The organism is Nocardioides sp. N13(2025) (assembly GCF_051912545.1).
Classification (GTDB): domain Bacteria; phylum Actinomycetota; class Actinomycetes; order Propionibacteriales; family Nocardioidaceae; genus Nocardioides.
In genome coordinates this window covers 3,163,192-3,176,565 of the sequence record NZ_CP196809.1, presented here as the reverse complement: position 1 = coordinate 3,176,565, position 13,374 = coordinate 3,163,192, and the positions used below count along the sequence as shown (strand labels likewise).

The window sequence follows — 13,374 nt, the reverse complement described above, 5'->3', positions numbered from 1 at the left end:
TGCGTGCCCGGCGCGGGACCTCCCGCGGCGGCTCACTAGAATCGGTCTCGCCCACCTCACGCCTGTCCCCAGGAGCACTCCGTGGCCCGAGTCGTCGTCGACGTCATGCCCAAGCCCGAGATCCTCGACCCCCAGGGCAAGGCGGTGCTCGGTGCGCTGCCCCGTCTCGGGTTCGACCTCGTCACCGATGTCCGCCAGGGCAAGCGGTTCGAGCTCCAGGTCGACGGCGAGATCACCGACGCGGTGCTCGCCGAGATCGACAGGGTGGCCGAGACGCTGCTCTCCAACCCGGTGATCGAGGACTACGAGGTCCACGTCGAGGAGCACTCCGTTTCCGAGGTCGCCCACGAGGCCGGTCGGGCATGAAGGTCGGCGTCGTCACCTTCCCCGGATCGCTCGACGACGTCGACGCGCGCCGCGCCGTCGGCATCGGCGGCCACGAGGCGGTCGCGCTGTGGCACGGCGACGACGACCTCCGGGGTGTCGACGCGGTGGTGCTGCCCGGCGGCTTCTCCTACGGCGACTACCTCCGCTGCGGTGCCATCTCCCGCTTCGCCCCGGTGATGACCTCGGTCGTCGAGGCGGCTGGCAAGGGCATGCCCGTGCTCGGCATCTGCAACGGCTTCCAGATCCTGTGCGAGTCGCACCTGCTGCCCGGCGCGCTGATCCGCAACGACCACCGCAAGTTCGTCTGCCGTGACCAGCGCCTGCGCATCGAGCGCGTCGACACCCCGTGGACGTCGGCGTACGCCGCCGGCGCCGAGGTCACCATCGTGCTGAAGAACGGCGAGGGCGGCTTCGTCGCCGACGAGCCGACGCTCGACCGGCTCGAGGGCGAGGGCCGCGTCGTGGCGCGCTACCTCGACGGCAACCCCAACGGCTCGCTGCGCGACATCGCCGGCATCTCCAACGAGCGCGGCAACGTCGTCGGCCTGATGCCCCACCCCGAGCACGCGGTCGAGGACCTCACCGGTCCCGGCACCGACGGCCTCGGCTTCTTCACCTCGCTCGTCGAGCGGGCCTTCGCGTGAGTCCTCGCCTCACCCCGGTCCGCCTCTACCGCCTCGTCGCGCGCGCCGAGGCCGTCACCTGGGCGCTCCTGCTCACGGGCATGTTCCTCAAGTACGTCACGGAGACCACCGAGCTCGGCGTCCAGGTCTTCGGCATGGTGCACGGCGTCGTCTTCATCGCCTACTGCCTGACAACGGTGCTGCTGTGGGTCGACCAGAAGTGGTCGCTCGGCCGCCTCGTCCTGGGCCTCGTCGCGGCGGTGCCGCCGTTCGCGACGGTGCCCTTCGAGCGGTACGCCGAGCGCTCGGGGCTGCTGGGCACCGACTGGCGCCTGCGCGAGGCTCCTGCCGGCGCCCTCGAGAGGCTCGCCGCCTGGCTGCTGCGCCGCCCCGCCCAGGGCCTGCTCGTCGGCCTGCTGGCCGTCGCCGGCCTGACCGGCGTCGCGCTGGTCGTCGGCCCGCCCGCCTGACGCCGGCATCGTGGTTTCCCCGCCTATGCGGTGAAACCCCGACTTCCGGTGGCGTGCAAACCCCCAGAAGTTCGAGTTTCCCCGCCTATGCGGGGAAACCAAAGTCAATCAGAGCCCGCGCTGCAGCTTGTTCCAGGTCTGGCGGGTGGCCACGCCGGAGACTGCGATGCGCTGGCGTGACTGGTAGGCGCGCAGGGCCGCCTCGGTCTTGGCGTCGAACACGCCCGTCGCCCGGAAGCGTCCGGCGCCCGCCGCGTTGAGCGCTCGCTGGAGGCGGTGGACCGACTCGTCGACCGACCCGCGCTTGATCGTCGTACGCGCTCCGGCGGAGAGCAGCGCCGTCCAGTGGCGCCTCTCGAAGGTGTCGGACGGCGTGAACCTGCGGTTGGCCTGCCAGGCGCGCGCCGCGGCGATGGTGGCGGCGTCGTACGAGCCGTTGATCGCGCCGGAGTAGGTGCCCTGCTCGGTGAGCAGGCACTGCAGCACCTTGACCCGCGTCGCCTGCGCGGAGGTCGGGGAGAGCGGGGGGTACTTCCAGTAGCCGAGGCGCGTGCCCGGGCACCGGCCCTCGGGCACGGCGACGGAGCCGGCGCCGAGGTCGATGAAGTTGCTGTCGATGTTGATCGTGACGCCGCCCCACGTCTCGTTGTGACCGCCGAGATACTGCTTAATGCGGCCACCGGGACGCCAGCCGTCTTCGGGGATGTAGGTCGTCGACGTGTTGGCGGCACCGTCCCAGCGCGCGATCCAGATCCGGTCCGGCAGCGCGAACTGACCGGGACGCTGGGTGCGCGCGTCGTCGAGCATCTTGATGCCCGAGCTCGCGCTGGAGTAGAACCCGGCGACGTAGCCCTGCGCCTTGATCCGCGTCACCCAGCTCGAGACGAAGACGAGCGCGGACTCGCGGCACGCGGTGTTGGTGAGGTCGAAGCCCTCCAGGTCGTACCAGATCGTGCTGCCCGGCCCGATGCCGTACGCCATCGCGTCCGCGGCGTTCTTGTCGGCCTCGGCGGTGCCCTGTGCGGCCGCCGTGGCGTAGCCCCCGGCCGGCTTGTTCGAGATCTTGAAGTCGTCCTTGTAGCGCGGGAACCGCGGCTGGCAGGAGGCCTGCGGGCCGAGCGCGATGGGCAGCAGGCGCCAGCCGCGGGCGACCTGGGAGGCGACCCAGGTGGGGCTGAGGTTGGTCTGCGAGCGGCACGCGCGGGAGTCACCGGAGATGTAGATGCCGACCGCGGTGAACGGCGACTTCTTCCACCACGTGTTCATCGCCGACTGGCTGGGGGCCATGCACTGGTCGAAGCCGTAGCCGGTGAAGTCGCCGGGCGTGGCCAGCGCGACCTGTCGCTGCGAGGCCAGCCTCGGCGTCGTACGCCCCTCGTCCGCGCCGGCCGGCGACGACCCGACGGTGGGGGCGGCGAGGACGAGCGCGAGGGCGGCCAGGAGCGTACGGGGCAGGCGGCGCATGGGTGACTCCGAGCGGGGCGGGGAAGGTGCGGCGAACGCGAGGGCCACTGCAGGAAACCACACCAGTCACAGGCGTCACAGCGCTTCGGTTGAACTACAGGGATGTAGTTCTAGACGGAATCGCTGGTGGGCACCTCGTCGAAGAGGAAGTTGCCCTTGGCCTCTTCCTCCTCGATGAGCTCCTCGAACGCCAGCGCGAGGTCGTCCTGGTGCTCCTCGACCATCCGCGACAGGTGGCTCTGGAGGAGGGTCGCGTGGGGCGACTCCCCGGAGAAGACCTGCTCCCAGGTGGCCTCGCCGCCCTTGATCCTGCCGACGAGCGTCTTCATGTCCTCGCCGAGCTCGCCCGACTCAGCCTGCTCCTCGAGTGCTGCCTTCTCCTCGTCCGTCAGCAGCGGGCGGGCGTTCATCCGGTCCACCGTCGCTCGGAGGTCGGCCAGGCTCGCGGTGAGGCCTTCGCGGGCCTCGTCGATGGCGGCCAGGATCTCGGCCTGGCTGCGGGGGTCCTCGCTCATGCCGGGGTGGGCGCGGACACCGGGGCCGCGTCGCCGTCGAAGAAGCTCGTGACGGTCGCGATCAAGGACTTCACCTGCTGGAGGATGTCGATGAGCTTCGTGAGCGCCTGGTAGGCCTTCATCAGCGCCTGGAAGGCCTGGAAGACCGCCTGCACGACGCGGGCCCAGCCGACGCCGGGGATGCTGATCGTGGCCAGGGCCGAGGAGACCGTCTGCACGGCCGACCTCACGCACTGCGCGACCGCGAGCGCCGTCTGCCAGGCGTCGCGGCAGACCTGGACGACGGTCTGGCCCATCTGGACCAGCTGGCCGGCCTGGCGGTCGAGCGAGCCCACCCAGGTGCCGACCTGGGCGATCGCGGCGTCGGAGGCGCCGCCCTGCCAGCTCCGGGAGATGGTCCGTCCACCGCTCTGCAGGTTGGCGGACACCCCGGAGAGCGAGCGCCCGAGGTTGCCGAAGCAGGAGCCCTGGGTGGAGGCGCTGACGACGTCGCCGCCGATCTTCTCGGCGAGCTCGGCGCGGATGTCGAAGCCGGTGAGCATGCGGACCAGGTCGCACACAGTGTCGTAGGGGAAGCCGAAGCTGATCTGCGGCAGGCTGCCCTCGGTCGGGGCGGCCCGGCGGACCGTGGTGTCGGCGACGTTCCAGAAGCTGCTCGACCCGTCGCGCCCGTCGACGGCGTGGGCGTGGTGGCGGCGCGCGACGCCGTCCTCGGTGAGCGTGAAGTCGCGGGCGGTCGCGCGCAGCGCGTCGGCAAGGTCGCCCATCCCGGCGGCGTTGTCGTCCAGCGACTGGTGCACCGCGGGGAGCAGCGCGTGGTAGGCGCCCGTCATCGTCTCGAGGATCGGCCCGAAGTCGGTCTGGACGAGGCCGTGCGCGCCGTTGCGGGCGATGCCGGAGAGGTCGTCGCTGGCACGCTGGACCTGGGCGGACCAGGCGTCGAGCTCCGAGAGGTCGACGGTCATCACGGCGTTCATCGCGGCTCCTGGGGGGACTGGGCGGGGCTCGTGCGGCCAAGGGGTGTGCTGGTCTGCGTTCCCCGGAGCGTCCGCCGCGAAACCGGCGGGCCCGGACGTGTTCGTCCACAGGCGCGGGGCGGGGTGTTTGGGCGACGTGGTCGCGGGTATCCCGCTGGGGTGAGCGGAAACGGCGGACGTTCCCTGATGCAGGTCGAGCCGACCAGGCTGGTCGAGCTCGCCGAGTCGTGCGAGGCCGTCCTCACCGCGATGGGGCAGGACTGGGAGCGCGTGCTCGGTGACCTGTCCGGCGCCTGCGACGCGCTGGGCGACGCCACGGGCACCACCACCGTCGCCTCCGCGTACGCCGACGCAGCCGCGGACGCCGGCGAGGTCGTGACGGCCCTCGCCGAGGCGTTGCAGCTGGGGGTCACCGGCCTGGTCGACGCCGCGAAGGACGCCCTGCGCACCGACGACACGGTGGCCGCCGAGCTCGCCCGGGCCACGCACCTCGTGGCCGACGACGGATTCGGCCGGCTGCCGGGCCCGGGCGGGCGCTGACCGTGCCGGCCAACCCCTGGGACCTGCGTGCGGACGTGCGGCCGCTGGAGCTCGCCGCGCAGCGCTGGGAGGAGATCGGCACGCTGATGGCTCGTCGGGGCGACGAGATCGTGGACGCGGCCGGCCGTGCCACCGAGGGCTGGGACTCGGCGGCGGCCGAGAGCTACGAGCTGCACCGCCGCCAGGTGCTGGCCGACGTCGACCGGTTCACCAGCCTGGCGGCCGAGATCTCCGGGTCGCTGCGCGCGATCAGCTCGATCCTCACGTCCTGCCAGAAGGAGCTCGACCGGGCCTGGGCGACGGTCGCGATGGTCCCGCACGACGTCGTGGGCGAGTCGCGCCACCTGGTCTTCCACCCCTCCGAGGACGAGGACCGCGGCAAGGTCACGCGCGGGCAGGGGGAGACCGAGGAGATCCGCCGCCGCCTCGCCCTCTCGCTCGACGAGGAGAGCACCCGGCTGCGCGGTGCCCGTGCCGAGCTGGCGCTGGTGCGCACGGAGCTCCAGGACCTCGCCGGCGGCACGTGGGCCCGCCGACTGGCCCCGGGCGGGGACACCTCCGGGGTCGACGCGCACCCCGCGACCGCGCGCTCCACCTCGGTCCTCGGCAGCGCCCAGTCCGGCGTCGGCGCGCTGCCGCCGATCGCACCGATCCCGGTCTCCCCGCCCGGCCTGACCGGCCCCGGCAGCGCCGGGCTCACGCCCCTCGCTGCCGCGGCAGCCGCCGCAGGCGTGCTCGGCGGCCGTCGTGGATGTCGTACGACGGACGGCGCGACCCCGCCCGTCGGCGGGATGGCCGCGGGTGGCATGGGCGCACGTGCCGGGACGACGTCGCGCGGCACGGCCGGCGGTCGCACCGGACCCACCCGGCTGACGACGCCGAGGATCGACGGCCGTGGCGACGACGCGGAGGCGCGGGCGGCTCGGGAGAAGGAGGCCGCCAAGCAGGTCGACAAGGAGGCCAAGCGCGCCGCGCTCGAGGAGAAGCGGGCCGGGCGGGCTGCCCGCAAGGCCGCGCGGGCCGCGGAGAACGAGAAGCGCGACGACCACGAGGACGTCGACGACGCCCCCGCCGCCGACCCGAGGGCCGACGACGGGGGCGAGCAGCGCTGACCCTGCCCGGGGATCAGGCCGCGTCGGCGACCACCTCGAGCTCGGGGTCGACCTCGGTCGCCTCGCCCCCGTCCCGCGGCGCTCGGAGCACCGTGGCGCTGACCAGCAGCGCCACGGCGGCGAACCCGGCCGAGGTGAGGAAGGCGGCCTGCAGGCCGGGCACGAACTGGCCCGGCACCGCGCCCGCGGCGTACACCGAGACGATGACGGCCACGCCCACCGCGCTGCCGAGCTGCTGCGTGGTCTGCAGCAGTCCGGACGCCGAGCCGGCGTGCTCGTGCTCGACGCCGGCGAGCACGGTGACGGTGATCGGCATGAACACCAGGCCGGTCGCCAGGCCGGCGATCAGCATCGGGCCGAACACGGCGCCGACGTAGGTCCCGGTCGCGTCCGCGCCGCTCAGCCAGGCGTACCCGACCGTGAGCGCGGCAGTGCCGGTCATCAGCATCGCGCGAGGGCCGACGCGGGCGATCAGCCACGGGGTCACCCGCGACATCCCGAAGATGCCGAGGCTGAAGGGCAGGAAGGCGAAGCCCGACTGCAACGGGCCGAAGCCGAGCACGGTCTGGACGTACTGCACGACCAGGAAGAACATCGACAGGTTCGCGCCGATGACGAGGGCCATCGCCGCGAGGGCGCCGATGCGGCGGCGGCTGCGGACCAGGTGCGGCTGCACCATGGGGTGCGGGTGCCGGGTCTCGGTGCGCGCGAGCAGCGCGAGCAGCGCCGCACCGAGGACGAAGCCGCCGATGGTGCGGGCCGACGACCAGCCGTGCTCCGGGGCGCCGATGAGGGCCCAGACGACCGAGACGGCGCCCACCGTGGCGCTCGCGGCGCCGACCAGGTCGAAGCGACCGGGGCGACGCGGGGTCTCGGCGACGAAGCGACCGACGAGGAGCAGGACGGCGACGCCGAGGGGCACGTTGATGAAGAGCGTCCAGCGCCACGAGCCGACGTCCGTGAGCAAGCCGCCCAGGATCAGGCCGATCGACGCGCCACCCGAGGAGACGGCGCCGAAGAGGGCGAAGGCGCGGTTGCGTGCCGCGTCGTCGGGGGCGCTGGTGGTGAGCAGCGCGAGCACGCTGGGTGCGGCGAGCGCGGCGCCGACGCCCTGGAGGGCGCGGGTGGCGACGAGCTGGCCCGGGGTCTGGGCCAGGCCCCCGAGCGCGGAGGCGACGGTGAAGACCGCCAGGCCGACCTCGAAGGCCCGGCGACGGCCGAAGACGTCCCCGAGGCGGCCACCGAGGAGCAGCAACCCGCCGAAGGCGAGGGTGTAGGCGTTGAGGACCCACGACAGCGACGCGGGGCCGAAGCCGAGGTCGGCGTCGATGCGGGGGAGCGCGACGTTCACGACGGTCGCGTCGAGCACGATCATCAGCTGGGCGACGAGGACGATCGCGATGCCGGCTGCTGCGCGGCCGGCCTGCGGCGGGAGCTCGACGGGGAGCTCGCGCGGTGATCCCTGCGGGCGCAGGGAGGTGGTGGATGACATGAGGTGCGGTCCTGTTCTGGCCTCGTAGGCCGAGGTACAGTAGATCCGGAGGATGACTCCGCTTCCTCTCCGACAATACGGAGACTGTCTCCGTTTAGCAAGACCGAGGTGAGAACTCCTTGCGTGCCGACGCCCAGCGCAACTACGACCGCATCGTCGAGGTTGCCCGGCAGGTCTTCCGTGAGCAGGGCTACGACGCCTCCCTCGACCTCATCGCCAAGCAGGCCGGCGTCGGCCCCGGCACGCTCTACCGCCACTTCCCGAGCCGCGACGACCTCATCGACGCCGTCATGCAGGCCTGGGTCGACCACGTGGAGGAGACTGCCGCGAAGGCGCTCGCCCACGAGGGCGGTCCGCGCGACGTCCTGCTCAACTGGTTCGAGGAGTACGTCCGGCTGATCAGCGTGCACAAGGGCGGCCCGGCGAAGATCACCGGCGCCATGGGCGACGAGGCCTCGCCGATCCGCACCAAGTGCCAGGTCCTGCAGTCGGCCAGCGGCCGGGTGCTCGACCAGCTGCGAGCGGAGGACGCCGTACGCGACGACGTGTCCTCGCTCCAGGTCGCCCGCCTCGTCGGCGGCGTCGCGACCGTCGCCGACCAGTCCGACCTCGAGCCCGCGGCCGTGCGCCCGATGCTCGAGGTCCTCGCGGACGGACTGCTGAAGTAGCCGCCCCGCGGCGCCGGTAGATTGGGGCCGTGCCCGACACGAGCGCCCCGGTCCACCAGTCCACCCTCGACACGGTCGCCGTCGCGTCCTCGGACGCTGATCGCGAGCAGCCGTGGGCCGACCTGGGGCTGAAGGCCGACGAGTACGCCCGGATCCGCGAGATCCTCGGCCGTCGCCCGACCAGCTCGGAGCTGGCGATGTACTCCGTCATGTGGAGCGAGCACTGCTCCTACAAGTCGACCAAGGTGCACCTCAAGCAGTTCGGCGAGATCCCGCAGGAGACGCCGATCGGCAAGACCCTGGCCGGGATCGGCGAGAACGCCGGCGTCCTCGACATCGGCCAGGGCTACGCCGTGACGTTCAAGGTCGAGAGCCACAACCACCCGTCGTTCGTCGAGCCCTACCAGGGCGCGGCCACGGGTGTCGGCGGCATCGTCCGCGACATCCTCGCGATGGGCGCTCGCCCGGTCGCAGTGATGGACCCGCTCCGCTTCGGCCCGCTCGACGCCCCCGACACCGCCCGCGTGCTGCCCGGGATCGTGGCGGGCGTGGGCGGCTACGGCAACTGCCTCGGCCTGCCCAACATCGGCGGCGAGGCGGTCTTCGACGAGACCTACGCCGGCAACCCGCTCGTCAACGCGCTCTGCGTGGGCGTGCTGCGCCACGAGGACCTGCACCTCGCGAAGGCCTCGGGCGCCGGCAACCAGGTGGTGCTGTACGGCGCGCGCACCGGTGGCGACGGCATCGGCGGGGTCTCGGTGCTGGCGAGCGAGACCTTCGACGAGGGCGGTCCCGCCAAGCGCCCCAGCGTCCAGGTGGGCGACCCCTTCATGGAGAAGCTGCTCATCGAGTGCACCCTCGAGCTCTTCGCCGCCGGCGTGGTCGCTGGCATCCAGGACCTCGGCGGCGCGGGTCTCTCGTGCGCCACCTCCGAGCTGGCCTCGGCCGGCGACGGCGGCATGCACGTCGAGCTCGACCGGGTGCCGCTGCGCGACTCCACGCTCGCTCCCGAGGAGATCCTCATGAGCGAGTCGCAGGAGCGGATGATGGCGGTCGTCGAGCCCGGCGACGTCGACGCGTTCCTGGCGATCTGCGAGAAGTGGGACGTCGAGGCCGTGGTGGTCGGCGAGGTCACCGACACCGGCCGCCTCCACATCGACTGGCACGGCGAGCGCGTCGTCGACGTACCCCCGCGGTCGGTCGCGCACGACGGCCCGACCTACCAGCGCCCCTACGCCCGCCCGGACTGGCAGGACGCGCTGCAGGCCGACCGCGCCGAGGCGCTCGCGCGTCCGGCCTCCGGCGCCGAGCTCCGCGACACCCTGCTCCGGCTGGTCGCCTCGCCCAACTTGTGCGACAAGTCGTGGATCACCGACCAGTACGACCGCTACGTCCAGGGCAACACCGTCCTGGCCCAGCCGGCCGACTCGGGCATGGTGCGGGTGGACGCGGACACCAACCTCGGCGTCTCGGTCTCCACCGACTGCAACGGCCGCTTCGCCAAGCTCGACCCCTACGCCGGCGCCCAGCTCGCGCTGGCCGAGTCCTTCCGCAACGTCGCCACCGGCGGCGCCCGGCCGCTGGCCGTCTCCGACTGCCTCAACTTCGGCTCGCCGGAGGACCCGGCGGTCATGTGGCAGTTCGCCGAGGCGTGCCGCGGGCTCAAGGACGCCTGCCTCGATCTCGGCATCCCCGTCACCGGCGGCAACGTGAGCCTCTACAACCAGACCGGCGAGACGGCGATCCTGCCCACTCCCGTGGTCGCGGTCCTCGGCGTGATCGACGACGTCACCCGCCGTACGCCGACCGGCTTCGGCGCCGCGGGGGAGCGGGTCTTCCTCCTCGGCGAGACCCGCGAGGAGCTCTCCGGGTCGGAGTGGGCGCACGTCGTGCACGGCCACCTCGGCGGCCTGCCGCCCCGCCTCGACCTCGCGGCCGAACAGGCGCTCGCCTCGCTGCTGCAGGACGCCTCGCGCGACGGTGTCGTCACCAGCGCCCACGACCTGTCTGACGGCGGCCTCGCCCAGGCGCTCACGGAGTCGACCTTCACCCGCGACATCGGCGTCACGGTGTCGCTGTCCTCCGTCGCGGACGACGCCTTCGTCGCGCTCTTCTCCGAGTCGACCGCCCGCGCCCTGGTGACGGTGACCGACGAGCAGGCCGATGCCCTGGTCGCCCTCGCCCAGCACCACGGCGTACCGCTGGTGCCCCTCGGGCGCACCGGCGGCGACACGATCTCGGTCGAGGGAGCCTTCGACCTGCCCGTCGCCGAGGCCAAGGCGGCCTGGCGCGCGACGCTGCCCGCGGTCCTCGGCGCCTGACGCCGGCGGCTACGCCGCGATCGGGTCCTCGACCGGCGCGTCCTCGACGACCCACTCCGAGGGCCGGGGGACCGAGCGGATCGAGCGGCTCGCCGTGAGCAGCACCGCGAGGAGCGCGGACGCAGCGACCAGGACGGTGATCGCCGTCGTGCCGCCCTTGTGCTCGAGCAGGTAGCCGCCGAGGAGCGGGGCGAGCGGCATCACCGACATCGAGACGAACTGGCTGGTCGAGCCGACGCGTCCCTGCAGGTGGTCGGGCGTGACCGCCATCCGGTAGCTGCTGATCCCGGCGTTGCCGACCGGGTTGAGCAGGAGCAGGAAGAAGGTGCTGGCGCACGCGGTCCACACGCTGCTCGACACCGTGAGCGGCACCAGCGGCAGGCAGCACATCCAGCCGATCATCACCGTGAGGCGGCCGGTGGGGAGGCGGTGGATGAGGCTCGGCGCCATCGCGGCACCGAGGATCCCGCCCACGCCGGCGGCGGTCGAGACGAGGCCGATCTGGGCAGGGGGGACGCCGTCGGCGACCATCCGCAGCACGACCACGAAGAAGATCGCGTTGGTCACCAGGTTGGCCAGCGCGCCCCACGCCAGCAGGGTCCGGAAGAACGGCCGCGCCCACATGAAGCGGAAGCCCTCGGTGAGCTGCTGGCGCAGCGGCTCGCGTCGCCGGCGGGGCGCACCGAGGTCGGTGCGCACCCGACTGACGGTCACGCAGGCGACGGCGAAGGTGAGCGCGTCCACGGCGAACGGCAGCCAACGCGTCACGGCGTACAACGCCCCTCCGAGCGGCCCGCCGAGGAGGGACGCGACGTGCTGTCGGGCCTGGTTCTGGCTGAGCGCGGTCGGCAGGTCCTCGGTCGCGACGACGGAGCGGATCGCGGACATCTGCGCGGGGTTGAAGGCGCCGGTCGCGATGCCGGCGACCAGTGCGACGCCCACGAGGTGGGGGAGCGTGAGGTGGCCGGTCGCGCCGGCGATCGCGAGGGACGAGTACGACGCACAGCCGGTGGCGCTCGAGACGAGCATGATCCGCCTGCGGTCGACGCGGTCGGCGAGCACGCCGGCCGGCAGCAGGGTCGCGCACAGCCCGCCGAGGTACGCCGCCTCCACGAGGGCCGCGGTGAGGGCCGAGCCGCTGAGCGCGTAGGCGATGAGCGGGAAGACGAACATCGACAGCGCGCTGCCGAGCTCGCTGACGGTGTCGCCGATCCAGAGCACGGTGAAGTCACGGTTGCGCGAGAGCTGGCGGTATCCGGGCATATGCGCAACATATAGTGCGCACGTGATGTTGCGCAATAGTGCGTGCGCAATTCCGCTAGGGTGGTGGCATGCCCGAGCCGCAACCGCTGAGCGACCCCCGCGTCCTGCGCGCGATCGCGCACCCGGTGCGCACGCGGATACTCGACGAGATCTCCGCGACCGGTCCGATCCGCGCCGCCGACGTGGCCCGCGAGCTCGGCATCCCGGCCAACCAGGCCAGCTTCCACCTGCGCCAGCTCGCGAAGTACGGTCTGGTCGAGGAGGCGCCGGAGGAGGCGCGCGACAGGCGCGACCGGGTGTGGCGGGCGACCTCGGAGCAGGGTTTCAGTGTCAACCTCAGCCAGCTCGCGGAGGCACCAGGAGGCCGGGCGGCGGTCGAGGTGTTCCGCAGCAGCAAGATGGCCTCGCTCCACGAGGTGGTCGATCGCGCGTTTGCGATGAGCAGGGAGGAGGGCCGGGGGGTCTTCGCGGTGTCTGACCACGCGCTCAAGCTGACTGACGACGAGGCTCATGACCTGCGGGGTGAGATCGACGCCGTGATCGAGGCGTGGGCCGACCGCACGCGAGGTCGCGAGTCGGGGCGCCGGACCTACCAGGTCGTGCAGATCGTGCAGCCACGCGCGGACGTCGCGGGCGAGTGAGGCTCTCTCGCCGGGTGGTGATCACCGCAACCGGTGCCCTCGGCGTGGCGCCGGCTCTCGCGGGGTGCGCGGATGAGCCGTCGGGCAGGGTGGGAGGCGTGGACGACGACCAGCAGCAGGGCGCGCGCACCGAGCGGATCACCTACGGCGACGACCCCAGCCAGTGGGTCGACGTCCGCGAGCCCCGCGGCGCCAGCCGCGGCCTCGTCGTGGTGATCCACGGCGGCTTCTGGAGGGCGCAGTACGGCGCCGACTACGGCGAGCCGCTGGCCGTCGACCTGGCCGGGCGCGGCTGGACCACCGCCAACGTCGAGTACCGCCGCGTCGGCAACGGCGGCGGCTTCCCGGAGACCCTCGACGACATCCACGCCGCCCTTGGCGCCCTCGACGGGGTCACCACCGGGCCGGTCGTCACCCTCGGCCACTCCGCGGGCGGGCACCTCGCGACGTGGGCCGCGGCCCGCGGCCGCTTCGAGCGGTGGGCGGGCGGGGTCGCGGTCACCCACGTCGTCAGCCAGGCCGGGGTGCTCGACCTCCGCGCGGCCGTCGAGGAGCACCTCGGCGCCGACGCCGCGTTCGCCTTCCTCGTCGACCCCGACGAGACGACGTACGACCGAGCGGACCCGCTGACCCAGGTGCCGCTCGACGTCCCCGTCTGGGCCGTGCACGCGCGTGACGACGACACGGTGCCCTTCGCCCAGGCCACGACGTACGTCGACGCCGCCACCGCGGCCGGCGCCGAGGCCACCCTCGTCGAGGTCACCGGCGGCCACTTCGGGGTCATCGACACCGGGTCCGAGGCCTGGGCGGCCTGCGTCGAGGTCCTCGACTCCATCTCGTGAGTCGAGTGCCCTGGCGGTAGTGGTCGGCACGGGGCTGCGCACTCGACCCGGGGAGCTAG

The 13,374-nt window shown here is 72.9% G+C and carries 14 protein-coding genes; 9 read left to right on the top strand and 5 right to left on the bottom strand.

Annotation, left to right across the window (positions count from 1 at the left end):
* The first annotated feature begins 81 nt into the window (after positions 1-81).
* From purS to ACS3YM_RS15435, 3 genes are read left to right on the top strand one after another with little or no spacing between them, the layout of a single operon-like run.
* Positions 82-366: a phosphoribosylformylglycinamidine synthase subunit PurS gene (gene purS, locus ACS3YM_RS15445; RefSeq protein WP_439937313.1), complete on the top strand. Its 285-nt coding sequence runs from the start codon at positions 82-84 to the stop codon at positions 364-366.
* The gene (purQ, locus tag ACS3YM_RS15440) at positions 363-1,031 is read left to right on the top strand and encodes a phosphoribosylformylglycinamidine synthase subunit PurQ (protein WP_439937312.1); all 669 of its coding nucleotides are present in this window, start codon (positions 363-365) and stop codon (positions 1,029-1,031) included. Before purS ends, purQ begins: the two co-directional genes overlap by 4 nt.
* Positions 1,028-1,480, top strand: a complete 453-nt coding sequence (locus tag ACS3YM_RS15435; protein WP_439937311.1) for a DUF3817 domain-containing protein — start codon at positions 1,028-1,030, stop codon at positions 1,478-1,480. The genes purQ and ACS3YM_RS15435 overlap by 4 nt, the downstream gene beginning before the upstream one ends.
* A gap of 108 nt (positions 1,481-1,588) precedes the next feature.
* Here the strand turns inward: ACS3YM_RS15435 and ACS3YM_RS15430 are convergent, their stop codons facing one another.
* The 3 genes from ACS3YM_RS15430 to ACS3YM_RS15420 all read right to left on the bottom strand — a co-directional run bounded on the left by ACS3YM_RS15430 (position 1,589) and on the right by ACS3YM_RS15420 (position 4,436).
* Positions 1,589-2,944, bottom strand: coding sequence for a glycoside hydrolase domain-containing protein (locus tag ACS3YM_RS15430; protein WP_439937310.1), 1,356 nt, complete (start codon positions 2,942-2,944; stop codon positions 1,589-1,591).
* Between the two features lie 110 nt (positions 2,945-3,054).
* On the bottom strand, positions 3,055-3,459 hold the full coding sequence (locus ACS3YM_RS15425; RefSeq protein WP_439937309.1) for a hypothetical protein: 405 nt from the start codon (positions 3,457-3,459) through the stop codon (positions 3,055-3,057).
* Positions 3,456-4,436 carry a type VII secretion target gene (locus ACS3YM_RS15420; protein WP_439937308.1) on the bottom strand — a complete coding sequence of 327 codons (981 nt, stop codon included), beginning with the start codon at positions 4,434-4,436 and terminating at the stop codon, positions 3,456-3,458. Before ACS3YM_RS15420 ends, ACS3YM_RS15425 begins: the two co-directional genes overlap by 4 nt.
* Positions 4,437-4,622: 186 nt before the next feature.
* Here ACS3YM_RS15420 and ACS3YM_RS15415 point away from each other — a divergent pair, with 186 nt between their 5' ends.
* Both ACS3YM_RS15415 and ACS3YM_RS15410 read left to right on the top strand, forming a co-directional pair.
* Complete coding sequence (locus ACS3YM_RS15415; protein WP_439937307.1) at positions 4,623-4,976, top strand: hypothetical protein; 354 nt, start codon at positions 4,623-4,625, stop codon at positions 4,974-4,976.
* 2 nt (positions 4,977-4,978) lie between these two features.
* Positions 4,979-6,088 carry a hypothetical protein gene (locus ACS3YM_RS15410; RefSeq protein ID WP_439937306.1) on the top strand — a complete coding sequence of 370 codons (1,110 nt, stop codon included), beginning with the start codon at positions 4,979-4,981 and terminating at the stop codon, positions 6,086-6,088.
* Positions 6,089-6,101: 13 nt separating this feature from the next.
* Here ACS3YM_RS15410 and ACS3YM_RS15405 read toward each other — a convergent pair whose 3' ends face one another.
* Positions 6,102-7,580 carry an MFS transporter gene (locus ACS3YM_RS15405; protein ID WP_439937305.1) on the bottom strand — a complete coding sequence of 493 codons (1,479 nt, stop codon included), beginning with the start codon at positions 7,578-7,580 and terminating at the stop codon, positions 6,102-6,104.
* A gap of 119 nt (positions 7,581-7,699) precedes the next feature.
* Here ACS3YM_RS15405 and ACS3YM_RS15400 point away from each other — a divergent pair, with 119 nt between their 5' ends.
* Together ACS3YM_RS15400 and purL are read left to right on the top strand one after the other, a co-directional pair.
* A complete protein-coding gene (locus ACS3YM_RS15400) occupies positions 7,700-8,248 on the top strand; it encodes a TetR/AcrR family transcriptional regulator (protein ID WP_439937304.1) in 549 nt (182 codons plus the stop codon).
* 20 nt (positions 8,249-8,268) lie between these two features.
* Entirely contained in the window at positions 8,269-10,569 is a 2,301-nt protein-coding gene (gene purL / locus ACS3YM_RS15395) for a phosphoribosylformylglycinamidine synthase subunit PurL (protein WP_439939906.1), read from the top strand.
* Positions 10,570-10,578: 9 nt separating this feature from the next.
* Here the strand turns inward: purL and ACS3YM_RS15390 are convergent, their stop codons facing one another.
* A complete protein-coding gene (locus ACS3YM_RS15390) occupies positions 10,579-11,832 on the bottom strand; it encodes an MFS transporter (RefSeq protein WP_439937303.1) in 1,254 nt (417 codons plus the stop codon).
* Positions 11,833-11,900: 68 nt separating this feature from the next.
* On the opposite strand from ACS3YM_RS15390, the gene ACS3YM_RS15385 reads away from it, so the two are divergent.
* Together ACS3YM_RS15385 and ACS3YM_RS15380 are read left to right on the top strand one after the other, a co-directional pair.
* Positions 11,901-12,473 (top strand): winged helix-turn-helix domain-containing protein, encoded by a 573-nt coding sequence (locus ACS3YM_RS15385; RefSeq protein ID WP_439937302.1) that lies wholly within the window; start codon positions 11,901-11,903, stop codon positions 12,471-12,473.
* 98 nt (positions 12,474-12,571) lie between these two features.
* Positions 12,572-13,315, top strand: a complete 744-nt coding sequence (locus tag ACS3YM_RS15380) for an alpha/beta hydrolase (protein ID WP_439937301.1) — start codon at positions 12,572-12,574, stop codon at positions 13,313-13,315.
* Positions 13,316-13,374: the final 59 nt, after the last annotated feature.